The organism is Streptomyces sp. NPDC029139 (assembly GCF_055564335.1).
Genome location: NZ_JBVHWN010000008.1, coordinates 104,853 through 130,597 on the forward strand (window position 1 = coordinate 104,853; position 25,745 = coordinate 130,597).

Annotated in this window: 22 protein-coding genes; 15 read left to right on the forward strand and 7 right to left on the reverse strand. The window is 72.8% G+C overall.

The features are described from left to right. Positions 1-73 precede the first annotated feature (73 nt). Complete coding sequence (locus tag ACZ4VW_RS19710; protein ID WP_467964007.1) at positions 74-1,426, forward strand: UL36 very large tegument protein; 1,353 nt, start codon at positions 74-76, stop codon at positions 1,424-1,426. Positions 1,427-1,485: 59 nt separating this feature from the next. Here ACZ4VW_RS19710 and ACZ4VW_RS19715 read toward each other — a convergent pair whose 3' ends face one another. Next, positions 1,486-2,094, reverse strand: coding sequence for a DUF2867 domain-containing protein (locus ACZ4VW_RS19715; protein ID WP_467964009.1), 609 nt, complete (start codon positions 2,092-2,094; stop codon positions 1,486-1,488). Between the two features lie 96 nt (positions 2,095-2,190). Here ACZ4VW_RS19715 and ACZ4VW_RS19720 point away from each other — a divergent pair, with 96 nt between their 5' ends. The 6 genes from ACZ4VW_RS19720 (at position 2,191) to ACZ4VW_RS19745 (ending at position 9,146) form a co-directional block, all read left to right on the forward strand. Further along, positions 2,191-2,748, forward strand: coding sequence for a TetR/AcrR family transcriptional regulator (locus ACZ4VW_RS19720; protein ID WP_467964011.1), 558 nt, complete (start codon positions 2,191-2,193; stop codon positions 2,746-2,748). Between the two features lie 240 nt (positions 2,749-2,988). Continuing rightward, on the forward strand, positions 2,989-3,831 hold the full coding sequence (locus tag ACZ4VW_RS19725) for a nitrilase-related carbon-nitrogen hydrolase (protein ID WP_467964012.1): 843 nt from the start codon (positions 2,989-2,991) through the stop codon (positions 3,829-3,831). Continuing rightward, on the forward strand, positions 3,828-5,108 hold the full coding sequence (locus ACZ4VW_RS19730; protein ID WP_467964014.1) for an aspartate aminotransferase family protein: 1,281 nt from the start codon (positions 3,828-3,830) through the stop codon (positions 5,106-5,108). Before ACZ4VW_RS19725 ends, ACZ4VW_RS19730 begins: the two co-directional genes overlap by 4 nt. A gap of 28 nt (positions 5,109-5,136) precedes the next feature. Continuing rightward, complete coding sequence (gene hydA, locus ACZ4VW_RS19735; protein WP_467964016.1) at positions 5,137-6,540, forward strand: dihydropyrimidinase; 1,404 nt, start codon at positions 5,137-5,139, stop codon at positions 6,538-6,540. A gap of 9 nt (positions 6,541-6,549) precedes the next feature. Further along, on the forward strand, positions 6,550-7,551 hold the full coding sequence (locus tag ACZ4VW_RS19740) for a TIGR03842 family LLM class F420-dependent oxidoreductase (protein WP_467964018.1): 1,002 nt from the start codon (positions 6,550-6,552) through the stop codon (positions 7,549-7,551). Positions 7,552-7,637: 86 nt separating this feature from the next. Further along, positions 7,638-9,146 carry an NCS1 family nucleobase:cation symporter-1 gene (locus ACZ4VW_RS19745; protein WP_467964020.1) on the forward strand — a complete coding sequence of 503 codons (1,509 nt, stop codon included), beginning with the start codon at positions 7,638-7,640 and terminating at the stop codon, positions 9,144-9,146. Here ACZ4VW_RS19745 and ACZ4VW_RS19750 read toward each other — a convergent pair. Both ACZ4VW_RS19750 and ACZ4VW_RS19755 read right to left on the reverse strand, forming a co-directional pair. After that, positions 9,143-10,027, reverse strand: coding sequence for a hypothetical protein (locus tag ACZ4VW_RS19750; protein WP_467964022.1), 885 nt, complete (start codon positions 10,025-10,027; stop codon positions 9,143-9,145). The genes ACZ4VW_RS19745 and ACZ4VW_RS19750 overlap by 4 nt on opposite strands. Positions 10,028-10,036: 9 nt before the next feature. Continuing rightward, positions 10,037-11,092, reverse strand: a complete 1,056-nt coding sequence (locus ACZ4VW_RS19755; RefSeq protein ID WP_467964024.1) for a lipoate--protein ligase family protein — start codon at positions 11,090-11,092, stop codon at positions 10,037-10,039. A gap of 123 nt (positions 11,093-11,215) precedes the next feature. Here ACZ4VW_RS19755 and ACZ4VW_RS19760 point away from each other — a divergent pair, with 123 nt between their 5' ends. From ACZ4VW_RS19760 to ACZ4VW_RS19770, 3 genes are all read left to right on the forward strand, one after another. After that, on the forward strand, positions 11,216-12,052 hold the full coding sequence (locus ACZ4VW_RS19760; RefSeq protein WP_467964329.1) for an inositol monophosphatase family protein: 837 nt from the start codon (positions 11,216-11,218) through the stop codon (positions 12,050-12,052). Positions 12,053-12,115: 63 nt separating this feature from the next. Continuing rightward, positions 12,116-13,537: a phytoene desaturase family protein gene (locus tag ACZ4VW_RS19765; RefSeq protein ID WP_467964026.1), complete on the forward strand. Its 1,422-nt coding sequence runs from the start codon at positions 12,116-12,118 to the stop codon at positions 13,535-13,537. Between the two features lie 63 nt (positions 13,538-13,600). After that, positions 13,601-14,119, forward strand: a complete 519-nt coding sequence (locus tag ACZ4VW_RS19770) for an O-acetyl-ADP-ribose deacetylase (protein WP_467964028.1) — start codon at positions 13,601-13,603, stop codon at positions 14,117-14,119. 57 nt (positions 14,120-14,176) lie between these two features. Here ACZ4VW_RS19770 and ACZ4VW_RS19775 read toward each other — a convergent pair whose 3' ends face one another. Continuing rightward, positions 14,177-14,809, reverse strand: coding sequence for a hypothetical protein (locus ACZ4VW_RS19775; RefSeq protein ID WP_467964030.1), 633 nt, complete (start codon positions 14,807-14,809; stop codon positions 14,177-14,179). Between the two features lie 196 nt (positions 14,810-15,005). After that, on the reverse strand, positions 15,006-15,488 hold the full coding sequence (locus ACZ4VW_RS19780; protein ID WP_467964331.1) for an Lrp/AsnC family transcriptional regulator: 483 nt from the start codon (positions 15,486-15,488) through the stop codon (positions 15,006-15,008). A 142-nt stretch (positions 15,489-15,630) separates the two neighbouring features. Here ACZ4VW_RS19780 and ACZ4VW_RS19785 point away from each other — a divergent pair, with 142 nt between their 5' ends. The 3 genes from ACZ4VW_RS19785 to ACZ4VW_RS19795 all read left to right on the forward strand — a co-directional run bounded on the left by ACZ4VW_RS19785 (position 15,631) and on the right by ACZ4VW_RS19795 (position 19,970). Next, positions 15,631-16,614 carry a DMT family transporter gene (locus ACZ4VW_RS19785; RefSeq protein WP_467964333.1) on the forward strand — a complete coding sequence of 328 codons (984 nt, stop codon included), beginning with the start codon at positions 15,631-15,633 and terminating at the stop codon, positions 16,612-16,614. After that, the gene (locus ACZ4VW_RS19790; RefSeq protein ID WP_467964032.1) at positions 16,607-17,797 is read left to right on the forward strand and encodes an amino acid aminotransferase; all 1,191 of its coding nucleotides are present in this window, start codon (positions 16,607-16,609) and stop codon (positions 17,795-17,797) included. Before ACZ4VW_RS19785 ends, ACZ4VW_RS19790 begins: the two co-directional genes overlap by 8 nt. 112 nt (positions 17,798-17,909) lie before the next feature. Beyond that, a complete protein-coding gene (locus ACZ4VW_RS19795) occupies positions 17,910-19,970 on the forward strand; it encodes a SpoIIE family protein phosphatase (protein WP_467964034.1) in 2,061 nt (686 codons plus the stop codon). A gap of 39 nt (positions 19,971-20,009) precedes the next feature. Here the strand turns inward: ACZ4VW_RS19795 and ACZ4VW_RS19800 are convergent, their stop codons facing one another. Further along, a complete protein-coding gene (locus ACZ4VW_RS19800; protein WP_467964036.1) occupies positions 20,010-22,778 on the reverse strand; it encodes a SpoIIE family protein phosphatase in 2,769 nt (922 codons plus the stop codon). Positions 22,779-22,977: 199 nt separating this feature from the next. Here ACZ4VW_RS19800 and ACZ4VW_RS19805 point away from each other — a divergent pair, with 199 nt between their 5' ends. Then, positions 22,978-24,459 carry an AlkA N-terminal domain-containing protein gene (locus tag ACZ4VW_RS19805; RefSeq protein ID WP_467964038.1) on the forward strand — a complete coding sequence of 494 codons (1,482 nt, stop codon included), beginning with the start codon at positions 22,978-22,980 and terminating at the stop codon, positions 24,457-24,459. Positions 24,460-24,473: 14 nt separating this feature from the next. Beyond that, entirely contained in the window at positions 24,474-24,971 is a 498-nt protein-coding gene (locus tag ACZ4VW_RS19810; protein WP_467964040.1) for a methylated-DNA--[protein]-cysteine S-methyltransferase, read from the forward strand. On the opposite strand, the gene ACZ4VW_RS19815 is transcribed toward ACZ4VW_RS19810, so the two are convergent. Beyond that, on the reverse strand, positions 24,968-25,684 hold the full coding sequence (locus tag ACZ4VW_RS19815) for an SIR2 family NAD-dependent protein deacylase (protein ID WP_467964042.1): 717 nt from the start codon (positions 25,682-25,684) through the stop codon (positions 24,968-24,970). The genes ACZ4VW_RS19810 and ACZ4VW_RS19815 overlap by 4 nt on opposite strands. Positions 25,685-25,745 lie beyond the last annotated feature (61 nt).

Consider the following 25,745-nt stretch of genomic DNA (forward strand, 5'->3'; position numbering starts at 1 on the left):
CCCGTAACACGACTGGGGTCGAATGCCTGCGGACCGGAAGGTTCCAGTCGAGTGCGCGGATGGTGCGGGCGATATGACGGTGTATCAACTCCCGGCGGAAGTGGGCGCTTTCGCGCACTTCCTCAGAGAACTGACGGCCCGCCTGGAGCCGGGCGGAGGGTGGTACGCGATCTTCGCGAGCCGGGACCCGGAGGGTCTTCGGGCCTGCTTGGACGGCGTGGAGATCCTGCCCTGGGACGTCGTCGCGTCGCTGCTCCAGGACCTGGGGGAGAGCGATCCCGGCCCGTGGACGGCCAGGGGCAGGGAGCTGCACGCGGCGGCGGCCGCGGCCCACGACCGGCGGCCCGGCGGGGCGGAGGCGCTGCGCGAGCGCCGGGAGGTGATGGAGCGGGAACGGCGGCACGCCGAGGCCCGTTCCCACGAGCTCGGCGCCCGGCTGCGCGGGGCCCCCGACGGCCCGGAGGCCGCGCGGCTGGGCGCCGAACTGGCCTGGATCCAGGACGACCACAGCCGTGCCACGGCTCGCGTCGCGGAACTGACGGCGCGTCTCGCGGCGTTCGGTCGTGCGAACGAATCCTCGTCCGCCCCCTCGTCCGCGCCCGCCCCTTCCTCCGCACCCGCCCCTTCCTCCGCGCCCGCCCCTTCCTCCGCGCCCGCCTCCTCGTCCGCGCCCGCCTCCTCGTCGGCTCCTTCCTCCGCGCCCGCCCCGGTGGTCAGGCGGCGGCCCCGGGGGGCCCGGTACGCGTGGATGGACGAGGTCGAGGAGACCCAGCAGGCCGTCCCCGTACCGGAACTTCCCGTGGCCGGGCCGGCGGCTCCGCGCGGTGCCCGGTTCGGCGGCGCCGAGGCGTCCATCGCCCCCGTGCCCCGCGCGGCCCCGCGGGAGGTCTCGCCGGAGGCCGCCCGCGCCGCCGGGAACGCGGTGTACGCGCTACGGCGGCTGCGCGCCCAGGGGCGCAGCGGGGAGGCGCACGCCCTGCTCTGCGAGGCCGTCGCCGGCCCGCCGGACTGGCTCCCCGCCCTCGCGACGGAACTGCACCGCGCGGGCCTCGGCGCCGACTGGTCCACCCTGCTGTGGGAAGCGGCCTCCCTCCCGCCCGGCCGGCTCGCCGCCGTCGCCGGGGCGCTCGCCGACGCCGGCAGGCCCGAGGACTGCGACGAGCTGCTGCGTCAAGGGGTGGCCCGCCCGGTGGAGGAGCTGGCCGGGGCGTGCGGCGCCCTGCGCGCCGAGGGTCACCACCGCGAGGCGCACGCCCTGCTCACCGCCTTCGTCCGGGTCCGCACCCCCGAGGACGCCGCCCGGTTGGCGGCGGCCGACCCCCACGGCCTCGTCCCCCAACTCCTCGCGGCCGCCCGCTCGGTGTCCCCGACCCGTGAACGGGGCCTGCTCCACGCCCTGCGCGTCGCGGGCCTCGGCGGCGCCTGACGGGCCGGAGCCCGGAGGTCCGGAGCCGAGAGGCTGCGGCCGGGTCGTGCCCGAGCCGCTCAGCCCGCGCTCCTCTCTCCCGCACGCGCCTGCCACTCGCGCCCGATCCCCTTGATGAGCGCGGGATAGACGCCCAGGTAGCGGAACGGCTTGATGAAGGCCATGTACACGGCTCCGACCACGCCGTTCGACTTCACCAGGACCGCCATCTGGCCGCGGTGACCGCCCTGCCCGTCGGGGACCCAGCCGATGTGCATCAGTCCGTGCACCGTCCGGTTCCCCATCTCGGCGACCCACTCGTCGTGCGTCTGGTAGACGGAGGTGAAGGGAACGGTCGTGAGGTCGGGGCCGCGCGGGCCCTCGCGCAGGTCGGCGGGCAGCCGGTCGCGCAGGGTAGCCACCCGGCCGCCCACGCCGGAATCGGGCCTGTCCCAGCCGAGCAGCTTCCCGAGCTTCCAGCGGATGGCGAAGAGGAGGCGCGGAACGGGGGAGGAGATCGGCCCGTCGTGCCTGCCGTCGTCCTCGGTCGCGAACTGCTCCACGAGGAGCGCGAGGTCGTCCGGTCCACCGGGGGTGGGCAGCGCCCACACGTCCTCCAGGCGGAAGTCGGGCGCGATCTCGTGGATGCGCCAGGGACGGGAGGTGTGGGCGGTGCTGGGGAGTCTCATGGCCGGGCCCCTATCTATACGATGCCGTACAGAACAAGCTAACACCCGTCTATACGGCACCGTATAGAGCCTGGGCTCCGTGAGAGGAGACACATCATGGGCGTGACCCGCACGCCGCGCGCCACCTGGATCGACGAGGGACTGCGCGCCCTTGCCGCCGGGGGCCCGGAGGCCGTCCGGATCGAAGCGCTCGCGCAGGCGCTCGGTGTCAGCAAGGGTGGCTTCTACGGCTACTTCCGCAATCGTGGCGCTCTGCTCGACGAGATGCTCGACACCTGGGAGCGGGAGGTCGGCGAGGCGGTGATCGAGCAGGTCGAGAGTGGCGGCGGGGACGGACGGGCCCGTCTGGACCGGCTGTTCGACATCGTCGCGGCGCTCGACGGGCCGGCGACCGGCACGTCCGTCGACCTCGCGGTCCGCGAGTGGGCCCGCCGTGACGAGTCCGTCGCGCAGCGGCTCCGCCGCACCGACAACCGGCGCATGGAGTATCTGCGCTCGCTGTTCCGCGACTTCTGCCCCGACGAGGACGACGTCGAGGCGCGCTGTCTGGTCACCTTCTCGATGCGCATCGGCACCCATCTGATCGCCGCCGACCACGCGGGCCGCACTCGCGCCGAGGTGATGGAGCCGATCCGGACGTGGCTCCTGCGGTAGCCGCCGCTCCCGCGGTGGCGGCTTTTCCGAGGGGCCCGAGGGCCGGATCGGAACGTACCGGAGTGCACCCGCCCGTGTCGGTACGTGTCCGACGTGGACCACTCGGGTATGAAACATGATCGACTCCGGCGGTTCACGGCGGTGGTCTTGCTCCGGGATGTGACGGGGCTTACGTTCTCCTCCTACGCACCGCGTCTACGTGCGTAGAGGCTCTCTGACGCCGTGCCGAAGGAGCAGCTCATGACCGACGTCGTACGTGCCGCACTCGTCCAGGCGACCTGGACCGGCGACACCGAATCCATGATCGCCAAGCATGAGGAACACGCCCGTGAGGCGGCCCGGCAGGGCGCCAAGGTCATCGGCTTCCAGGAGGTGTTCAACGCCCCCTACTTCTGCCAGGTGCAGGACCCGGAGCACTACCGCTGGGCCGAGCCCGTCCCGGACGGCCCGACCGTCACCAGGATGCGCGAGCTGGCCCGCGAGACCGGCATGGTGATCGTCGTCCCCGTCTTCGAGATCGAGGACTCCGGCTTCTACTACAACACCGCCGCCGTCATCGACGCCGACGGCTCCTACCTCGGCAAGTACCGCAAGCACCACATCCCCCAGGTCAAGGGCTTCTGGGAGAAGTACTACTTCCGCCCCGGCAACATGGGCTGGCCGGTCTTCGACACCGCCGTCGGCAAGGTCGGCGTCTACATCTGCTACGACCGCCACTTCCCTGAGGGCTGGCGCCAACTGGGACTCAGCGGCGCCCAGTTGGTGTACAACCCGTCCGCGACCCACCGCGGCCTCTCCTCCCACCTCTGGCAGCTGGAACAGCCCGCCGCCGCCGTCGCCAACGAGTACTTCATCGCCGCCATCAACCGCGTCGGCGTGGAGGAGTACGGCGACAACGACTTCTACGGCACCAGCTACTTCGTCGACCCCCGCGGCCGGTTCGTCGGCGAGGTCGCCTCCGACAAGGCCGAGGAACTCGTCGTACGCGACCTCGACTTCGACCTCATCGACCAGGTCCGGCAGCAGTGGGCCTTCTACCGAGACCGCCGCCCCGACGCCTACGACGGGCTGGTGCAGCCGTGAGCAGCCTCCACGACCGCCACCGCGCCGTCATCCCCGACTGGGTCGCCCTCTACTACAAGGACCCGCTCGAGATCATCCACGGCGAGGGCCGCCACGTCTGGGACGCCGACGGGAACCGGTACCTCGACTTCTTCGGCGGCATCCTCACCACCATGACCGCCCACGCCCTGCCCGAGGTCACCAAGGCCGTCGCCGAGCAGGCCGGCCGGATCATCCACTCCTCGACGCTCTACCTCAACCGCCCCATGGTCGAGCTCGCCGAGCGCATCGCCGCCCTCTCCGGCATCCCCGACGCCCGCGTCTTCTTCACGACCTCCGGCACCGAGGCCAACGACACGGCCCTGCTCCTGGCCACCACGTACCGCCGCTCGAACCAGATCCTGGCGATGCGCAACAGCTACCACGGCCGCTCCTTCTCCACCGTCGGCATCACCGGCAACCGCTCCTGGTCCCCGACGAGCCTCTCCCCGCTCCAGACCCTGTACGTGCACGGCGGCGTCCGCACCCGCGGCCCCTACGCCCAGTACAGCGACGAGCGGTTCATCGACGCCTGCGTGGCCGACCTCGAGGACCTCCTCGGTCACACCCGGGACGTCGCCGCGCTCATCGCCGAACCCGTCCAGGGCGTCGGCGGCTTCACCTCCCCGCCCGACGGCCTCTACGCCGCCTTCCGCCGCGTCCTGGCCCGGCACGGCATCCTGTGGATCACCGACGAGGTGCAGACCGGCTGGGGGCGCACCGGCGACCACTTCTGGGGCTGGCAGGCCCACGCCCAGGCGGGCCCGCCCGACATCCTCACCTTCGCCAAGGGCATCGGCAACGGCATGTCCGTCGGCGGAGTCGTCGCCCGCGCCGAGATCATGAACTGCCTCGACGCCAACTCGATCTCCACCTTCGGCGGCTCGCCCGTCACCATGGCCGCCGGCCTCGCCAACCTCGGCCATCTGCTGGAGCACGACCTCCAGGGCAACGCCCGCCGCGTCGGCGGCCTGCTGATCGAGCGGCTGCGCGCCGCCGGCGCGGGCATCGAGGCGGTACGGGAGGTCCGCGGCCGCGGCCTGATGATCGGCATCGAGCTGACCCGGCCCGGCACCGACGAGCCCGACCCGGCGGCGGCAGCGGCCGTCCTGGAGGCCGCCCGCGAGAACGGCCTGCTCATCGGCAAGGGCGGCGGCCACAACACCAGCGCCCTGCGCATCGCCCCACCGCTCTCGCTCACCGTGGCCGAGGCCGAAGAGGGCGCCGCCCTTCTCGAAGAGGTTCTGCGCGCCCTGTAGTTCACCGCCTTCAGCCAGGGGGACACCCGTGAGCACCCGCACCCTCATCCGCGGCGGCCTGGTCATCACCGCCGCCGACGAGATCCACGCCGACATCCTGATCGAGGACGGCAGGATCGCCGCGCTCGCCGCGCACGGCTCCGACGCCGCCGCCGGCTGGACCGCCGAGCGCACCATCGACGCCACCGACCGCTACGTCATCCCGGGCGGCGTCGACGCGCACACGCACATGGAGCTGCCGTTCGGCGGCACCTCCGCCTCCGACACCTTCGAGACCGGCACGCGGGCCGCGGCCTGGGGCGGCACCACGACCATCATCGACTTCGCCGTGCAGACCGTCGGCCACTCCCTGCGCGAAGGACTCGACACCTGGTACGAGAAGGCCGACGGCGTCTGCGCCGTCGACTACGGCTTCCACATGATCCTCTCCGACGTGAACGAGCACACGCTCAAGGAGATGGACAGACTGGTGCAGGAGGGCGTCTCCTCCTTCAAGCTCTTCATGGCCTACCCCGGTGTCTTCTACAGCGACGACGGGCGGATCCTGCGCGCGATGCAGCGTTCCGCCGACAACGGCGGGCTGATCATGATGCACGCCGAGAACGGCATCGCGATCGACGTTCTGGTCGAACAGGCCCTCGCCCGCGGCGAGACCGACCCCCGCCACCACGGCGAGGTCCGCAAGGTCCTGCTGGAGGCCGAGGCCACCCACCGCGCCATCCAGCTCGCCCGGGTCGCCGGTGCCCCGCTCTACGTCGTCCACGTCTCCGCGGACGAGGCGGTACGGGAGCTCGCCGCCGCCCGCGACCTGGGGCTCCCCGTCTTCGGCGAGACCTGCCCGCAGTACCTCTTCCTCTCCACCGACAACCTGGCCGAGCCCGGCTTCGAGGGCGCCAAGTACGTCTGCTCGACGCCCCTGCGGCCGAAGGAGCACCAGGAGGCGCTCTGGCGCGGCCTGCGGACCAACGACCTCCAGGTCGTCTCCACCGACCACTGCCCGTTCTGCTTCACGGGCCAGAAGGAACTGGGCCGAGGCGACTTCTCGAAGATCCCCAACGGCCTGCCCGGTGTGGAGAACCGCATGGACCTCCTCCACCAGGCCGTCGTCGACGGCCACATCAGCCGCCGTCGCTGGATCGAGATCGCCTGCGCGACCCCGGCCCGGATGTTCGGGCTCTACCCGCAGAAGGGCACCCTCGCCCCCGGCGCCGACGCCGACGTCGTCATCTACGACCCGCACGTCCGCCAGACCCTGTCGGTGGACACCCACCACATGAACGTCGACTACTCCGCATACGAGGGGAAGACCGTCACCGGCCAGGTCGAGACGGTGCTCTCGCGGGGCGAACTCGTCATCGACCACCGGAAGTTCACCGGCCGTGCCGGACACGGCGTCTTCACCCCCCGAGCCACCTGCCAGTACCTGAACTAGGAGAACGACGTGGACTTCGGACTCGTTCTGCAGACCGACCCGCCCGCCTCGGCCGTCGTCGGGCTGATGCGCCGGGCGGAGCGCAACGGATTCCGCTACGGCTGGACCTTCGACTCGGCCGTGCTCTGGCAGGAGCCCTTCGTCATCTACAGCCGCATCCTGGAGCACACCACCAAGCTGCACGTCGGCCCGATGGTCACCAACCCGGGCACCCGGACCTGGGAGGTGACCGCCTCCACCTTCGCCACCCTCAACGACATGTACGGCAACCGGACCGTCTGCGGCATCGGCCGCGGCGACTCCGCGATGCGCGTGGCCGGCCGCAAGCCCAACACCCTGGCCCGGCTGGGGGAGGCCATCGACGTCATCCGCGACCTCGCCGAGGGACGCGAGGCGGCCGTGGACGGCAACCCGATCCGCATCCCGTGGGTACGGGACGGGAAACTGCCGGTCTGGATGGCCGCCTACGGTCCGAAGGCACTGGCGCTCGCGGGGCAGAAGGCCGACGGCTTCATCCTCCAGCTCGCCGACCCCTTCCTCACCGAGTGGATGGTCAAGGCCGTCCGCCAGGCCGCCACCGACGCCGGCCGGGACCCCGACGCGCTCACCATCTGCGTGGCCGCGCCGGCGTACGTCGGCGACGACCTGGCGCACGCCCGCGAGCAGTGCCGCTGGTTCGGCGGGATGGTCGGCAACCACGTCGCGGACCTGGTCGCCAAGTACGGGGAGCGCTCCGACCTGGTCCCGGCCGAGCTCACCGCGTACATCAAGGACCGGCACGGCTACGACTACAGCCACCACGGCCGGGCCGACAATCCCTCCACCGACTTCGTCCCCGACGAGATCGTCGACCGCTTCTGCCTGCTCGGCCCGGCCGAGGCCCACATCGAGAAGCTGCGGAGGCTGCGGGAGCTGGGCGTGGACCAGTTCGCCGTCTACGCCATGCACGACAACCGCGAGGGCACCATCGACGCCTACGGCGAGGAGATCATCCCGGCGATCAACGCCTGACGTCCGCTCCGAACGACGAACCCCCCACGCCCCGCACGGCCCCGTTCCGTCCCCGAGCACCCCTCCCGAAGAAGGGGCACACCGTCATGACCGCCACCACCCCGGCGGGGAGACCCGCCATATCCGACGGCCGTGTCGAGCTTCCGCCCGGCACGGCCCCCGCCGACCCCCGGTTCGTCAACGACGACCTGCTGCCCGTCCCCGTCGAGCGGCGCCGCTGGACCACGTACAACTTCGCCGCGCTGTGGGTCGGCATGGCCCACAACATTCCGTCGTGGCTCCTCGCCTCCGGTCTCGTCGCCCTCGGCATGGACTGGAAGCAGGCCGTCCTCACCATCGCGCTGGCCAATGTCATCGTGCTCCTGCCGATGCTCCTGACCGGGCACGCCGGCCCCAAGTACGGCATCCCGTTCCCCGTCCTGGCGCGCGCCTCCTTCGGACTGCGCGGCGCCAACCTCCCCGCGCTCATCCGCGCCGCCGTCGCCTGTGCGTGGTTCGGCATCCAGACCTGGATCGGTGGCCAGGGCATCTTCATCCTGCTGGACAAGGTCTTCGGCGGCTGGGCCGAGGCGGCCCGGGTCGGCGGCCAGCCGTGGACGCTCTGGCTCTGCTTCGTGCTCTTCTGGATCCTCGAACTCGCCATCATCTACCGGGGGATGGAGGCGCTGCGCCGCTTCGAGAACTGGGCCGCGCCCTTCGTCATCGTCGGCGCGCTCGTGCTGCTGGTCTGGATCGCCGTCAAGGCGGGCGGATTCGGCCCGCTGCTCGACCAGCCGTCGAAGCTGGGCTGGGGAGCCGACTTCTGGCCGGTGTTCTTCCCCTCCCTCATGGGGATGATCGCCTTCTGGTCGACGTTGTCGCTGAACATCCCGGACTTCACCCGCTTCGGGGCGGGTCAGCGGGCCCAGATCTGGGGACAGACGCTTGGGCTGCCGACGACGATGACACTGTTCGCGCTGCTCTCCGTCCTCGTCACCTCCGGCTCGCAGGCGGTGTACGGAGCGCCCGTCTGGGACCCGGTCGCGCTCGCCGCGAAGGCGGACAACGTCTTCGGCCTGCTCTTCGCCCTGGTGACCGTGCTCGTCGCCACGATCTCGGTGAACATCGCGGCGAACGTCGTCTCACCGGCGTACGACCTCGCCAACCTCGCGCCGAAGATCGTCAACTTCCGTACGGGCGCGCTGATCACCGGCGTCGTGGGCGTCCTGATCATGCCGTGGAAGCTGACCGAGACGCCCGAGCTGTACATCTTCACCTGGCTCGGACTGGTCGGCGGCCTCCTCGGGACGGTGGCCGGTATCCTCATCGCCGACTACTGGATCGTCCGCCGGACCGTCCTCGACCTGCCCGGGCTCTACCGGCCGGACGGCCCGTACTGGTACGCGGGAGGCTGGAACCCGGCCGCCGTCCTCGCCTTCGCCGTGGGCGGCGTCCTGGCGGTCGGCGGTTCCCACTCGGCTCCCGGAAAGGGCCCCTTCCCGGAGGACGGGCTCGTCCCCTTCCTGAGGCCGCTCGCCGACTACGGCTGGGCCGTGGGCCTCGCCGCCTCGCTGCTGCTCTACACGGCCCTCATGGCGGGGCGACGCAGAGCCTAGGCGCCGGGATCAGGGGCCCAGCCGGGTACGTGTTCCGCCGCTGTCGCCTCCCAGGCGGCCGCGCCGCCGGCCAGCGGCCAGGCCCGGGTGAGGTCGGGGGCGAGGGTGATGCTCCGGAGGTCGTCCGCGAGCCGGCCTCCCGCGGCGGCCGCGTGCACCGTCGCGAGCGGGCCTTCGAGCGCGGCCATCCGCTTCTCGTACTCCAGGACCGGACGCTCGGCGCAGAGGGCGATCCAGCGCTCGTCCACCGCCCGGGACAGGATCATGACGGGCGGGCGGCCCCCCTCGGCGAGCGCGGCGGTCAGCCGGTCGTGGCCGTCCAGCACGACAGGCGAGTTGAGGCCGCTGATCCACCAGGCGAGGACCGGTGGAAGCACGCCCTCGCGGTACTGGCGGCGGTACGCCTTCACACGGGGCGCCTCCGGGTGCGAGAGCGCCCGCAGCGGCAGCAGATCGCGGGCGTCCTCCACCGGGTCGCCGTAGCCGAACCAGGTGAGATGGCCCCGATCGGGGTCGTGGGAAAGGAGCTTCGGCCAGTTGCCGTCCACGAACCAGCGGCGGGCATCGGGTGCGAGCTGCCAATCCCCTTCGTGCAGCGGGCCGTCCGAACACTCCCGCAAGGCGCTCTCGGCGTACGCCGCCCAGCGCTCGGTCCACTCCTTGGAGCCGGGAGCGGCGAACTCCGCGAAGGCTCGGGCCTGTTCGGCCCGCAGGGGCGGGAGCGGGGAGACGTGATGTCCGGTCCTGGCGTAGTGCACGCCCCGGTGGGTGGCCCGCTGCCGGGCGAAGAGCACGGGGACGCCGGACCGCACCAGCAACAGCCGGCCCCCGTCGGCGCACTCCATCCGCAGGCCCGGTCGCACCGGCCGTTCGACACGCATCCGGCGAGCCTACGGCACCCGGGCCGTCCACTCCCGGGTCGAAAACTTCACCGTGGCCAGCTCCTGGGCCCGGGCCATCTCCTCCTCCGTCACCCGGCCCTCCGCCAGGCCGTACCGGTCCCGGAAGGAGGCGATCATCCGCTCGATCACCGCCTCGCGCGGCAGACCCGTCTGCCGGCGCAGCGGATCGACCCGCTTCTTCGCGCTCTTCGTGCCCTTGTCGGAGACCTTCTCGCGGCCGATCCGCAGGACCTCCGTCATCTTGTCGGCGTCGATGTCGTACGCCATCGTCACGTGGTGCAGGACCGCGCCCTCGCCCGTCACCAGCCGCTTCTGGGCGGCGCCCGCGATCTTCCCGGCCTCCGTGGCGATGTCGTTCAGCGGCTGGTACCACGCCTTGACGCCCATGTCGCCGAGCGCGCCGAGCACCCAGTCGTCCAGATAGGCGTAACTGTCGCCGAAGGACAGCCCCTGCACCAGGGCGTCGGGGACAGAGAGCGAGTACGTGATGGTGTTGCCCGGTTCGACGAACATCGCGCCGCCGCCGCTGATCCGGCGGACCACCCCGAAGCCGTGCCGCTCGGCCGCCTCCGGATCCACCTCGTTGCGCAGGGACTGGAAGCTTCCGATCACCACGGCCGGCGCTCCCCACTCCCAGACCCGCAGGGTCGCCGGGCGGCGGCCGGCCGCGACCTCGGCCGTGAGGACCTCGTCGAGGGCCATGTGCAGGGCGGGGGACTGCGGCGGCTCGTGGATCAGCTGCCAGTCGTAGTCGGTCCAGTCCGTCGCGTGGGCGAGGGCCCGGCGGACCGCGACCCCGATGCCCTCGGTCGTCAGTCCGTACATCTCCGTGCCGGGCGGCAGCGCCGCGTCGATCCGGGCCGCGAGCCCCGACGCGTCGGTGTCGACCGGAGCGCCCTCCAGCGCGCGGTCGATGGCCAGGATCGCCTCGTCCGGTTCCAGGAAGAAGTCCCCCGCGACACGGACGTCCGCGAGAACGCCGTCGCGTGCCTCCAGATCGACGACCACCAGCTTTCCGCCCGGAACCTTGTACTCGCCGTGCACGGACCCTCCCTCGCCCCGTTTCCCCGTAAGGGGTGAACCGGTCCAAAGCGTACTCTGCGGGGAAACGGAGGGTGACACCTTCCGCACCCCGCTGTCAGCCCACCGTGCTTAGCTGGACGCATGATCGATGACGACTTCCTTGAGCACGTCCTCGCCGGTGGTACGACCGAGGTGGAGGAGGCGGTCCGCAAGGCGGCCGCCGCCGAGATCACGCCGCGCTTCCGGCAGCTCGCCGCGCACGAGATCGTCGAGAAGAAGGGGCCGCACGACCTGGTGACGGTCGCCGACCGCGCCGCGGAGGCGCATCTGACCCGGTCCCTGACCGCGCTGCTGCCCGGCTCCGTGGTCGTCGGTGAGGAGTCCGTGCACGCCGACCCGGCGGTCTACGAGGCGCTGCAGGGCGACGCCCCGGTCTGGATCGTCGACCCCGTCGACGGCACCCGCCAGTTCGTGCACGGAGACCCCGGCTTCTGCACGCTGGTCGCGCTCGCCCGGCGCGGCGAGCTGCTCGCCTCCTGGACCTTCGCGCCCGCCCGGGAGCAGATGGCGGTCGCGGTGCGCGGCCGCGGCGCCACGCTCGACGGCGAGCCGATACGGGCCGGTTCGCCCACGCCCGGGGCGGACCTGGTGGTCGCCACGTCCCACCCCGACTACACCACGGAGGACCAGAAGCGCGCCCTGCTCGGCCTGAACACCGAGGGAGTCCGCCCGCGCCCCTGCGGCTCGGCGGGACTCGAGTACCTGGACGTGGCCCGGGGTGTCCTCGACGGCGTCGCCTTCTCATGGGAGTACGCCTGGGACCACGCGGCCGGACTGCTTCTCGTGACCGAGGCGGGCGGCGCGCACACGACGCTCGCCGGCGAGCCCTTCCGTATCACCGGAGGCAACGCGCTGCCCTTCACGGCGGCCCGTGACGAGGCCACCGCCGACCGGATCCGGACACTGCTGCGGGGGCGGTGAAGGCGGCCTGGCACCAGGAATATCCTGGGAGCCTTGGCCATCGGCTGACGAAGGAGTCCGAAGGTGCCGTCGATGCTCGATGCCGTCGTCGTGGGGGCGGGGCCCAACGGACTGACCGCCGCCGTGGAGCTCGCCCGGCGGGGCTTCTCCGTCGCCGTGTTCGAGGCGAAGTCCACCGTGGGCGGGGGCGCGAGGACCGAGGAGCTGACCCTCCCCGGCTTCCTCCACGACCCCTGTTCCGCCGTGCACCCGCTGGGGGCCGGCTCGCCCGTCTTCAAGACGATGCCGCTGGACCGGTACGGACTGGAATGGCTGCACCCGGACCTGCCCATGGCCCACCCCTGGGACGACGGCACTGCCGCCGTGCTCTCCCGCTCCGTCGCCGAGACCGCCGCCTCCTTCGGGCCCCGCGACGCCGGCACGTACCGTCGGCTCGTCGCCCCGTACTTCGGCAAATGGGACACCCTGGCACGGGACTTCATGTCGCTGCCGCTGACCGCGCTGCCCCGGGACCCGGTCACGCTCGCCCGGTTCGGCCTCGACGGCCTGCCGCCCTCGACCTGGCTCATGCGCCGCTTCAAGGACGACAAGGCGCGCGCCCTGTTCGCCGGGCTCGTCGGTCATGTCATCGCTCCGCTGAGCGGGTTCGCCACCTCGGCGATCGGGCTGGTCTTCGCGCTGGCCGCGCACGCGGGCGGCTGGCCGATGCCGCGCGGCGGTTCCCAGGCGATCGCGGACGCCCTCGCCGCGTACCTGAAGGAGCTGGGCGGCGCGGTCCACACGGACTACGAGATCAAGCGGCTCGACGACCTGCCGCCCGCCCGCGCGTACGTCTTCGACACCTCGCCCACCGCCCTCGCCAAGATCGCCGGCTTCGGCGGCCACTACGACCGCTACCGCTACGGCGCGAGCGTCTTCAAGATCGACTACGCGATGGACGGCCCGGTGCCGTGGAAGGCGGAGGCGCCCCGCCGGGCCGGTACGGTCCAGATCGGCCCCACCAGCGGTGAGATCGGCGCCGCCCTGAACCAGGCATCCTCCGGCACGGCCCCCGGGACGCCCTTCCTCATCACCGCCCAGCCCAGCCTCGTGGACCCCGGCCGCGCGCCGGAGGGCAAACAGGTCTTCTGGGCCTACGGGCATGTGCCGAACGGCTGGGAAGGTGACCTCACCGATGCCGTGGAGCGCCAGATCGAGCGCTTCGCCCCCGGCTTCCGCGACCTGGTCCTCGCCCGCGCCACCGCCGGACCGCCCGAACTCGCCGCCCGGAACGCCAACTACGTGGGCGGTGACATCGCCTGCGGCGCGGCCCGCGGGCTCCAGCTGCTGCTGCGTCCCAAACTGTCGCTCCGTCCGTACGCGACACCGCACCCCGCCGTCTTCCTCTGCTCCTCGGCGACCCCGCCGGGCCCGGGCGTGCACGGCATGTCCGGCCACAACGCGGCCAAGGCGGTGTGGCGCCGCCTGCGCGCGACGCGCGACTGACCGGCGCGGGGCCGCCCGCGTATGTCCGAGGCGCCGGAGCGAGGGCGGCGCCATGATGGCCGCATGAGCGCACAGCCTTCCCTCGTCCTCGTCCGGGGAGACATCACCGAGCAGCACGTCGACGCCCTCGTCAACGCGGCCAACTCCTCCCTCCTGGGCGGAGGCGGCGTCGACGGCGCCATCCACCGCAAGGGCGGGCCCGCCGTCCTGGAGGAGTGTCGCGCTCTCCGTGCGGGGCACTACGGCCGGGGCCTGAGGACCGGCAGGGCCGTCGCCACGACGGCGGGCCGGCTCCACGCGCGCTGGGTGATCCACACCGTCGGACCCGTCTGGTCCCGCGAGGAGGACCGGTCCGGCCAACTGGCCTCGTGCTACCGGGAGTCGCTCCGCCTGGCCGACGAGCTCGGCGCGCGGACCGTCGCCTTCCCGGCCGTCTCCACCGGCGTCTACGGCTGGCCCCTGGACGACGGTGCCCGGATCGCGGTCGAGGCGGTACGCGCCACCGACACCGCCGTCGAGGAGATCAGGTTCGTCCTCTTCGACGAGGCGGCGTACGCGGCTTTCGAGGCCGCGCTGCTCTGACCGGCGCCCGTACGGCGGTCGGGAGCGCCGTCGTCGGCGCCGGGCCACGGCCCCCGCTCAGTACCTCTGGGCCTTGACGAGCTTCGGCGTGAGCGCCGGTTCGGCCGGCTCGCGGCTGATGACCAAGGGCTGGACCCGCTCGCCCGGGGCCAGGTCCTCCGCGCCCACGAACTGGGTCTCCACCACCTCGCCCGACGGGTCGACGAAGTCGATCTGGGCGGCGTAGGAGGCCGTCGCGTTCGTCTTGTTGGTGATGGTGACGACCACGGTGAGCTTGCCGCCCGTCTCGGCGCGGGGCTTGCCCACCATCCCGACCTCGTTCACGGCGTTGCCGGGTCCCTGGACGCCCTTCAGCGCGTCCGCGGCGGCCTGCCGGGACCGTTCGATCTCGGTACCGATCGACGCCTTGCGGGACGCCTCCCGCGCCGAGGCCGAGGCCGCGGCGGAAGAGGCCGCGGCCTGTGCGGACTCGACCGCGGCCGCCGCGGAGGAGGCGACGGAGGACGGCAGGAGGCCGGGGGAGAAGGAGGCCGCGTCGGGTGCGGTGGGCCGGTCGACGGACGGACTCTCGCCGTCGCCGTCCGATCCGCACGACACCAGGGCGGCAGCGCCGGCGCAGGTGAGGACGACGGCGGCCACGGCGGCCGTCAGCCGCCCACGGACCGGCCGGACCGGCGATGGGGTGTTCACGAGGGGCCCTCCCGTGCGGCCGAGCTTCCTTCACGACGCGACGGTCTCGACGTCGGCGCGGGACCCGCGCGAGGTCCACGACTCGCCATCCTTGCCCGGAATATCCCGGTTCGCGACCTGGTGGACCCGGTCAGGCACGGGCCGCCGCCGTCGGGTCCGGGCAGTCCCCCTCAGGCCCCGGGCCGGCACCGGTGGATCACGCCGGCCCCCGCGTGCCCGCGCGGGAGGGGCTGCCCGGGCGCGGATAGACCTTGGACCGCTTGACGCTGCCGAAGGCGAAGCTCGACTCGATCGACGCGATGCCCGGAATGGCGTGGATCCGGGTGCGGACGAAGACCTCGTACGCCTCCAGGCTCTCGATGACGACCCTGAGCAGGTAGTCGCTGCTGCCCGCCATCAGATAGCAGTCCTGGATGTGCTCGATCAGATCGACGTGCTCCTCGAACACGTTGACGGCCTCGGCCGTGTGGCGTTCCAGGCGGATCCGGACGAAGACGGTGATCGGGAGGCCGTAGGAGACCTGGTCCACCATGGCCGTGTAGCCGCTGATCAGGCCCGCCTCCTCGAGTCGGCGCACCCGGCGCAGACAGGGCGAGGGGGACAGCCCGATCCGGTCCGCGAGGTCCTGGTTGGACAGGCGCCCGTCCGCCTGCAGTTCGTGGATGATCCGGAAGTCCACAGCGTCCAACGTCACTCCTTGGCAGATTCTGCCCCCACGCTATGTCTGGAGGGCAGAACTGGCAATCGCCTGCCCCGCCGAAAAACGTAACCTTGCCCAGCACGGCGATGACGGGTTCGAGGGGGAGGAATCTTCGGTGAGCATGACGCGAGCGGTGGGGGCACCACCGGCGGAAGCGGTGGGGGCGCCACCGGCCGAAGCGGTGCGCCGCGCCGGTCCGCCCACGAGGCTCTCCCCGCAGGCCGTGGGGCTCCTCGCCCTCCTGCTCACCGTGGCCATCTGGGCGGCGTTCGCGCTCAGCGCCCGCGCGCTGAGCGCCTCCACCCTCCTGCCCGCCGACGCGGCCCTGTTGCGCTTCGGCGTGCCCCTCGTCGTCCTCGCGCCCGCCCTGTGGCGGCGCAGGCGCCGGCTGGCCGCCGTGCGGCCGGGCCCCGCACTCAAGATCATCTGCGGCGCGGGCGTCCCGTTCTTCCTCGCCGCCATGTACGGCGGCTCGCTCACCTCCGCCGCCTTCGTCGGGGCGATCGTCCCCGGCATGGTCCCGCTGTTCGTCTCCGCCCTCATGGTCGCGGGCGGGAAGAGCGTCCCGCGCGGCACACAAGCGGCCGGTCTCGCGCTCATCGTGGCCGGTGTCGCGGCGCTCGTCTGGCGCTCCACCACCGCGCTGGACGCGGACGTCCTGCTCGGGACCGGCACGCTCCTCGTCGCCAGCGGGCTGTGGGCCCTCTACACCGTGGGCCTGCGCGAGGTGGACCTCGACCCCATCGGGTCGATCGGCCTGCTCTGTCTGCCCTCCTTCGCCGTCGTCGCGCTCCTGGCCCTCACCGGGGCCCTGCCCACCGGCCTCGCCCGCGCGGCCGGCGGCGACATCGCGCTGTTCCTCCTCGTCCAGGGCCTCGGCGTCGGCCTGTGCGCCGGGCTGCTGTACGCGTTCGCCATCCGCCGCCTGGGACCCGAACGCAGCTCCGTCGTCGGCAGCCTCAGCCCGGTCGCCGTCGTCCTGCTCGCCGTCCCCCTTCTGGACGAGTCGCCGACCCTCCCCGTCATGGTCGGCGTCCCCCTCATCACCCTCGGCGTCGCACTCGCCAACCGGCGCCCCCGATCCAAGGTCTCCGCCCATGCTTGAGCTTCTTCCCGCCCCGCCCGTGGACCCGCTGTGGGACCTGGCCGCCGAGTTCGCGGCCGACCCGCGCCCCGAGCGCCTCAACCTCGTCCTCGGCGTCTACCGCGACGCCACCGGCGTCACCCCCGTCATGGCGGCGGTCCGGGAGGCCGAGATACGTCTGGCGGAACGGTCCGTCTCCAAGGAGTACCGCGGGCTCTCCGGCAACACGGCCTTCAACCGCGCCATGCTGTCCCTGGTCCTCGGGGAACTCGCCACCGACGGGCCGAGCGCACGGGCCACGGCGGTCCAGACCGTGGCGGGCACCGGAGCCCTGCGCCTGCTCGCCGACCTGGTGAGCCGTACCCGCCCCGGCACCACGGTGTGGATCAGCGACCCCGCGTACGTCAACCACCGCCCGATCCTGGAGGGCGCCGGGCTCACGGTCCGTACGTACGGGTACGGCACGCGCATGCTCGACGACCTGGGCGCCGCCGGCCGTGACGACGTCGTCCTGCTCCAGGGCTGCTGCCACAACCCCACCGGAGTCGACCCCTCCTTCGCCATGTGGGAGGAGCTGGCCTCGCTCGCCGGGACGAACGGCTGGGTTCCCTTCGTCGACCTGGCGTACCACGGGCTCGGTGACGGCCTCACCGCCGACCTGCGGGCGACCCGCATGCTGGTCGAACGGCTGCCCGAGGTCCTGATCGCCGTCAGCTGCTCCAAGAACTTCGGCCTCTACAGCGACCGCACCGGCTGCGCCATCGTCGTGGGCCCGTCCGCGAAGGCCCTGCGGCACGTCGAGACGGCGCTGCAGAACGCCGCGCGGACCCTTTACTCCATGCCGCCCGAGCACGGCGCCGCCGTCGTCGCCACCGTCCTGGAGGACGAGCGGCTGCGGGCGACATGGCTGGCGGAGCTCGACGGCATGCGCCACCGGATCACCGCCAACCGCGCGGACCTCGTCGCCCACCTCCGCGCGCTCGGCCGTGAGGAGCAGGCGGCGTCACTCGCCCGGCAGAAGGGCATGTTCTCGATGCTGCCGCTCACGCCGGAGCGGATGCACCGGCTGCGCGAGCGCCACGGCATCTACGGGACGACCTCGGGTCGCATCAACATCGCGGGCATCTCCGCCCACCGGATTCCGTATCTGGCCCAGGGCATCGCCGCCGTCCTGGAGGCGCCCAGGGCCATGTCGGCCGTGTGACCACGACCCCATGACGGCCGTACCGCCGGGGCGTGGTGCCGCAGCGCCCCGTTCCGACGGCTCGGCTAGGGTGATGGAGAAGGAAGGCACCCCCCGGGGTCAGGACGAAGCGTTGGACACTTTTCAGTCGCCGAGCAAGTCGCCGGAGCGGGCCCCGGCGGCCATCGGATACGCGGGTGTACTGCGCGAGCTGCTGCCGATCGCCCTGTGGCGGGAGGACGCGGACGGGTGCGTCGTGGAGTGGTCCCTGGCCGCCCAGGACCTGCTCGGCCACCGCCCGGAGGACCTCCTCGGCCGGCCGGCGACACCCATTCTGGTGCCCGACAGCAACCGGGAACTCGCCGACCAGCTGACCCGCCGCGTCCAGGCCGGCGAGACCGTCGTCGGCACCCTGCCCGTACGGCACCGCGACGGTCACCAGATCACCATGGAGATGTGGATCGTTCCCGAGGTCGATCCCCAGGGGCGCCCGGGCGCGATGCTCATCGCCGTGGAGACCTCCGAGGTCCTGCAGATGCGGGACTCGCTCGCCGCCCTCCAGAGCCTCTTCACCCAGTCGCCCATCGGCCTCGCCACCCTCGGCCCCGACCTGCGGTTCCTCCGCGTCAACGACGCCCTCGCGCGGATGAACGGCGTCTCGGCCGCCGAACACCTGGGCCGGCGGCTCACCGAGGTGGTGCCCGGGGTCAACGCGGCGGCCCTGGAGGCCACCATGCGGCAGGTCCTCGAACGCGGCGAGGCCGTCGTCGACGTGCGCCGCACCGGCCGGACCCCGGCCGACCCCGACCGCGACCGGACCTGGTCCTGCTCGTACGCCCCGCTGCTCGACGGCTCCGGCCGGCGGCTCGGTCTCATCGCCTCCCTCATCGACATCACCGAGGGCCAGCGGGCGCTCGTCGAGGCCGAACGGGCCCGCAGCCGCTTCGCGTTGCTCGCGGAGGCCGGCACCCGGATCGGCACCACCCTCGACCTGCACCGGACCGCCGAAGAGGTGGTGCAGCTCTTCGTGCCGCAGCTCGCCGACTCGGCCGACGTGCAGATGCTCGAAAGCGTCCTCGAACCGGACGAGGCGGGCGCCTCCACGCACGGACTGCTGCGCCGCCTCGCCGCCGTCTTCCCCGACCCGACCGCCCCCACCGCCCTGCTCACCCGGGGACAGACGTTCCAGATCCCGCTCGGCACCGTGTACGAGCAGGTCATCACCGACGCCCGGCCGATGAACCTCTACTACTCGGACATCCCCGCGCTCTTCCCCGATCCCCGCACCGCCCCGCTGCGCGACTACCTCGCGGCCAGCATCGGATCCGCGCGCCTCGTCCCGCTCGTCGCCCGGGGCAAGGTGCTCGGCGCCGTCACCGTCACCCGCCTGCGCGAACGCGAGCCCTTCGACGAGCAGGACTGCGTCCTCGTCGACGAACTGGTCGCCCGCGCCGCCCTGCACGTCGACAACGCCCGGATGTACACCTCCCAGCGCGAGGCAGCCCTCACGCTGCAGCGCAGCCTCACCAACAGCGCCCTGCCGAGCGTGGACGGCCTGGAGCTCACCGGCCGCTACCTCCCCGCGAGCGACCACGACGTGGGCGGCGACTGGTTCGACGTCATCGCCCTGCCCGAGGGCCGGACCGGCCTTGTCATCGGTGACGTCATGGGCCACGGCATCCACGCGGCGGCCGTCATGGGCCAGCTCCGTACAGCCGTACGCACCCTCGCCCGGCACGGCGTGCCGCCCGACCGGCTGCTCGGCTCCCTCGACGCCGTCGTCGCCGACCTGGGCGAGGACGAGATGGCCACCTGCGTCTACGCCGTCCACGATCCCGCCACCGGTGGGGTCGTCATCGCCCGGGCCGGACACCCGCCGCCCGCCGTGGCCACGGCCGACGGCTCCATCACCTTCCTGGAGGGACCGCCCGGCACCCCGCTCGGCACCGGAGGTCAGGACTTCCGGACCGAGGAACTGCGGCTGCCGCCGGGAAGCATCCTGGTGCTGTACACCGACGGCCTCATCGAGGCCCGCGACCGGGACCTCGACGAGGGCATGGCCCAGCTCGCGGGGGCGCTGCTGCACCTCGAACGGCCGCTCGGCCAGGTCTGCGACGACATCCTCGACCAGCTGCTGCCCCACGCGCCCTCGGACGACGTGGCGGTCCTCCTGGCACGCACCCCCCTGCGCTGACAGGGGCCACGGGATGTCCCGGCAGCCGGGGCGACCCGCTCACCAGGCCATGTCCTCCAGCGCGTCGAGGTCCGGCACGGGCAGCTGCGGCAGCTCCGAGTCGCCCGTCGACAGCGGCAGTTCGGCCCAGATGACCTTGCCGCGCTCGGTGTAACGGGTGCCCCACCGCTCGGCGAACTGGGCGACCAGGAACAGACCGCGGCCGCCCTCGTCCGTGGTGGCCGCGTAGCGCAGATGCGGGGCGGTGCTGCTCCCGTCGGAGATCTCGCAGATCAGCCGGCGGTCGCGGAGCAGCCGGACCCGGATGGGCTCCGCGCCGTACCGGATGGCGTTGGTGATGAGCTCGCTGAGGATCAGTTCGGCGGTGAACGCGATGCCGTCCAGCTGCCAGGCGGCGAGCTGCGCGGCGCCCGCGTTGCGGACCCGGGAGACCTCGGCCGGGTCCGCGGGCACGTCCCACTGCGCGATCCGGTCCGCCTCCAGCCGCCGCGTGTCGGCGATCAGCAGCGCGATGTCGTCGTCCGGCGCCGGCACGAGCAGCGCCGCCAGCACGTCGGCGCAAGCCTGCTCCGGGCTGCGCCCGCTCGTGCCCAGCGCCTCGGTCAACATCCGGAGACCCGTGTCGATGTCCCGGTCGCGGTCCTCCACGAGACCGTCCGTGAAGAGCACCAGCCGGCTGCCCTCCGGCAACTGCAGCTCGGCGGCCTCGAACGGCATCCCGCCCACACCCAGCGGCAGGCCCGCCGGCACCTCCGGGAACTCCACCCGGCCGTCGGGGTGCACGAGCGCGGGCCCCGGATGCCCGGCCCTGGCCATGGTGCAGCGCCCGCTCACGGGGTCGTAGACGACGTACAGACAGGTGGCGCCGGTCATCCGGTCGCTGCCCTCGCCGTCGCCGTCGATCAGGTCCTCGGACCCGGACCCGGCCCCGCTTCCCACGTCGCCGGTGTCCGGCCGGTCGATGCGGTCGATCAGTTCGTCGAGGTGGCCCAGGAGTTCGTCGGGCGGCAGGTCCAGCGTGGAGAAGTTGTGCACGGCCGTACGCAGCCGCCCCATCGTCGCCGCGGCGTGCAGACCGTGCCCGACGACATCACCGACGACCAGCGCCACCCGCGCGCCCGGCAGCGGGATCACATCGAACCAGTCGCCGCCGACCCCCGCCTTCGCCGGCAGATAGCGGAACGAGACGTCGACCGCCGACAGCTCGGGCAGGACACGGGGGAGCAGACTGCGCTGGAGCGTCACGGCCATGGCGTGCTCGCGCGTGAACCGGCGCGCGTTGTCGATGGAGACCGCGGCGCGCGCCGTCAGCTCCTCCGCGAATGTCAGGTCCTCCTCCCCGAAGGGCTCCGGGGTGTCCACCCGCCAGTAGTTGGCCATGCCCAGGACGACCCCCCGGGCGAGCAGCGGCACGGCGACGAGCGAGTGCAGCCCGTACGCCAGGGCGGCGGCCGCCCCCTCCGGGTCCTGCGCCCGCCATCCGTCGGCCTCAGCCAGCTCCGCCACCAGCACCGCGTGACCGCTGTCGAGCGCCCTCGCCATCGGGGTCGTCGGCACGACGCACCTGATCCGGTCGCCCACCGGCTGCAGCGGATGCTCGGCCCGGATGCCGCTCAGCGCCGTACGGCGCATCTCCGTGAACGATCCCGTCGGCTCCTCGCCGCGCAGCACCGGTTCCAGCAGCTCCACGGTGACGAAGTCCGCGAAGCGCGGGACGGCGACCTCCGTCAGCTCCTCGGCGGTCCGCACGATGTCCAGCGTGGTGCCGATCCCCACCCCGGCCTCGTACAGCAGTTGCAGCCGGCCCCTGGCCAGCTCGGCCCGGCCCGAGACCGTGGCGAGCTCGGTGGAGTCCCGCAGGGTCATCACGGTCCCAGTGGGCTTGCCCCGGGTCGGTTCCGTCGGGCGGACGTTGAAGGCGAGCAACCGGTCGCCCGCCAGATGCAGCTCGTCGGTCACCACCCGCCCGGACGAGAGCAGCGCGGTGGTACGGGGGTCCAGGCCCAGCTCCGTGACGTGCCGCTGCTCGGCGTCCGGCGCCAGGTCCAGCAGGCGCCGCGCCTCGTCGTTGGCGAGCAGCAGCCGGCGGTCGGCGTCGATGATGACGACGCCCTCGCGCACCGCGTGCAGGACCGCCTCGTGGTGCTCGTTGATACGGGTCATCTCCAGCGGACCCAGGCCGTGGGTCTGCCGGCGCAGGCGCCGGCTCACCAGCGCGGCGCCGCCCACGGCGAGCAGCAGAGCGCCCGCGGCCGTGCCGAGGAGCAGCGGCAGCTGGTCCTCGACCACGTTCCCGACGTTCTGGATCTCGATCCCCGTGCCGACCAGCCCGACGACGTCCCCGTCGTCGGTCCGGATGGGGACGATGGCACGGACCGCGTCCGTCGGCTCCCCGGTGAAGATCTCGGTGAACGACTCACCGGCCCGGGCGCGGGCGATGTCGCCGGTGGCGCGCTCCCCGATCAGTTCCGGGCGGGAGTCCGTGTAGCGGATGCCGTCCGGGGTCATCACGGCGAGGAAGTCGAGCCCCGAGGCCCGCCGGGCCGTCTCGGCCCGGTCCTGGAGCAGAGCGGTCGGGTCGGGCGCGCGGAGCGCGTCCACGAGCCCCGGGGCGTGCGCGAAGGACTCCGCGGCGGCGAGCGAGCGGTTGCGCGCGTCACGCTCGGTGTCGTACCGGGCCTGGAAGATCAGGGCCAGCACGCCCACGGTCACCAGCAGCACGACGATGATCGCCTGCAGCGCGAAGACCTGCCCCGCGACGCTGCGCAGGCCCAGCCCCTTGGGTCGGCGGCCAAGACGTCCGGTCATGGGGTGCTTCCCGGAGGTACGGCTCTGGCTGTCGTCACGAGTTCGGCTGTCACCCATCCACTTCCTCGGTGTCCCTTCCATGCTGCTCCTGCTGCGGCGGGATATCGAGGCGGGACACGGTCGTGCCACCGCACGGGCGAAAAGGTCCATGTCGTTTTCTCGCCAGCGGCCGGCCACCGGCGTACCCGACCATGGACGCATGCACACCGACACCGAGCGCTGCGTCAGGGCCGTCCGGTCGAAGGACGCCCGCTTCGACGGCGTGTTCTTCACCGCCGTCCTCACCACCCGGATCTACTGCCGCCCCAGCTGCCCGGTCGTGCCGCCGAAGGCCGAGAACATGGTGTTCCACCCCAGCGCCGCCTCCTGCCAGCGCGCCGGATTCCGGGCCTGCAAGCGCTGCCGGCCGGACACCAGCCCCGGTTCGCCCGAATGGAACGTACGTGCCGACGCCGTCGCGCGGGCCATGCGGCTCATCCAGGACGGTGTCGTCGACCGCGAGGGCGTGCCGGGGCTCGCGGCCCGCCTCGGCTGGTCCACCCGCCAGATCGAACGCCAGCTCCTCGCCGAACTGGGCGCCGGGCCCCTCGCCCTGGCCCGCGCCCAGCGCGCCCAGACAGCCCGGGTGCTCATCGAGACGACCTCGATGCCGATGGCCGAGATCGCCTTCGCCGCCGGTTTCTCCTCGATCCGCACCTTCAACGACACCGTCCGCGAGGTCTTCGCCCTCGCCCCGGGCCGGCTGCGCGCCCGGGCCGCACGCTCATCGGCCGCCGCGCCCGGCACCCGCACACCCGGCGTGATCGCGCTGCGGCTGCCGTACCGCACCCCGCTCAACCCCTCCAACCTCTTCGGCCACCTCGCCGCGACCGCCGTCCCCGGCGTGGAGGAGTGGCGGGACGGCGCGTACCGGCGGACCCTGACGCTGCCGCACGGCCATGGGATCGTCGCCCTCACCCCGCGGCCCGACCACATCGCCTGCCGGCTGTCCCTCACCGACCCGCGCGATCTCACCCTCGCCATCAGCCGGTGCCGCTGGATGCTCGACCTCGACGCCGACCCGGTCGCCGTCGACGAGCAGTTGCGCACGGATCCGCTGCTCGCGCCGCTGGTCGACGCGGCGCCGGGCCGCCGGGTGCCGCGGACCGTGGACGCCGCCGAGTTCGCCGTACGGGCCGTGCTCGGCCAGCAGGTCTCCACGGCCGCCGCCCGCACGCACGCCGCCCGGCTCGTCGCCGCCCACGGCGTTCCCGTGGAGGACCCCGAGGGCGGCCTCACCCACCTCTTCCCGACCCCCGAGGCGCTCGCCGGGCTCGACCCCGACTCCCTCGCGCTGCCCCGCAGCCGCCGCGCGACCCTCCTCACCCTGGTCGAAGCCCTCGCCGCAGGCTCCCTGGGCCTCGGCCCCGCCGCCGACTGGGACGAGGCCCGCGCAAGGCTCCTCGCGCTGCCCGGCTTCGGTCCCTGGACCACCGAGGTCATCGCGATGCGGGCGCTCGGCGACCCCGATGCCTTCCTCCCCGGAGACCTCGGCGTCCGCCGCGCCGCCAAGAGCCTCGGCCTGCCCTCCACCCCGGCCGCGCTGACCGCCCGCGCCGCGCGGTGGCGGCCCTGGCGGGCGTACGCCGTCCAGTACCTCTGGGCCACCGACAGCCATCCGATCAACCACCTCCCCGCCTGAGGAGTCACCGCGCCATGCCCACCGTCCAGCACACCGTCATCGACAGCCCCTACGAGGCGCTGACCCTGGTCGCCGTCGACGGTGTCCTCAGCCGCGTCCACATGACCGACCAGCGCCACCGCCCCGCCGAGGAGACCTTCGGCGAGCCCGACCCCCGCCCCTTCGGCGAGGTGATCCGCCAGCTCGACGCCTATTTCGCCGGGGAACTCACCACGTTCGACCTGCCGTTGAAGCTGATCGGCACCCCCTTCCAGCTGCGGGTGTGGGAGCAGTTGCGCCTCATCCCGTACGGCGAGACGCGCACGTACGGCGAGCTGGCGGAAGCCCTCGGCAGCCCCGGGGCCTCCCGCGCGGTCGGCCTCGCCAACGGCAGGAACCCGGTCAGCATCGTCGTCCCCTGCCACCGCGTGATCGGGGCGAGCGGCTCCCTGACCGGGTACGGCGGCGGGCTCGGCCGCAAGCAGCGCCTGCTCGCCTTCGAAGCGGGTGCCGTGCCGACCGCTCTCTTCTAGCGCAGCTGTCGCAGCAGTTCGGGGAGCGCGGTGCCGATCGGTTCGCGCACGATCTCGTCCGCGACCGGGTCGTACGGGGTGGGCTCGGCGTTCACGATGATCAGCCGGGCGCCGTGCTCCGCCGCGATCCCCGCGAGCGAGGCGGCCGGCTGCACCTGGAGGCTCGTGCCGACCGCGATGAAGACCTCCGCGGCCTTCGCGATCGCCATGGCCTCGCCGAGCACCACCGGATCGAGGCGCTGCCCGAACATGACGGTCGCCGACTTCAGGATCCCGCCGCAGACCAGGCACGCCGGGTCGTCCTCGCCGGCCTTCACCCGCTCCAGGGCCTCGGCCATCGACGACCGGGCATGACAGGCCGTGCACACCACCGACCGGGCAGAGCCGTGCAGTTCGAGGACCTTGCGGTCCGGCACCCCGGCGGCCTGGTGCAGTCCGTCGACGTTCTGCGTGATGACCCGTAGCGCGTTGCCGCTCGTTTCGTACGCGGCGATGGCGTGGTGCGCCGCGTTCGGCTCGGCTCTCAGGACCGGCCCGTCGAGCCGCATCCGCCACGAGCGGCGGCGGATCTCCGGGTCGGCCATGTACGGCCCGTACGTGACGAGCCGCTCGGCCTCCGGGTCGCGCCGCCACAGGCCGTTCGGGCCCCGGTAGTCGGGGATGCCCGAGTCCGTGGAGATGCCGGCACCGCTGAGGATCGCGACCATGGTCATACGGCGAGCGTAGACAGACCCCCAGGGCTGCCGCGAGCCGATTACCGGGTGGCCGCGTCTG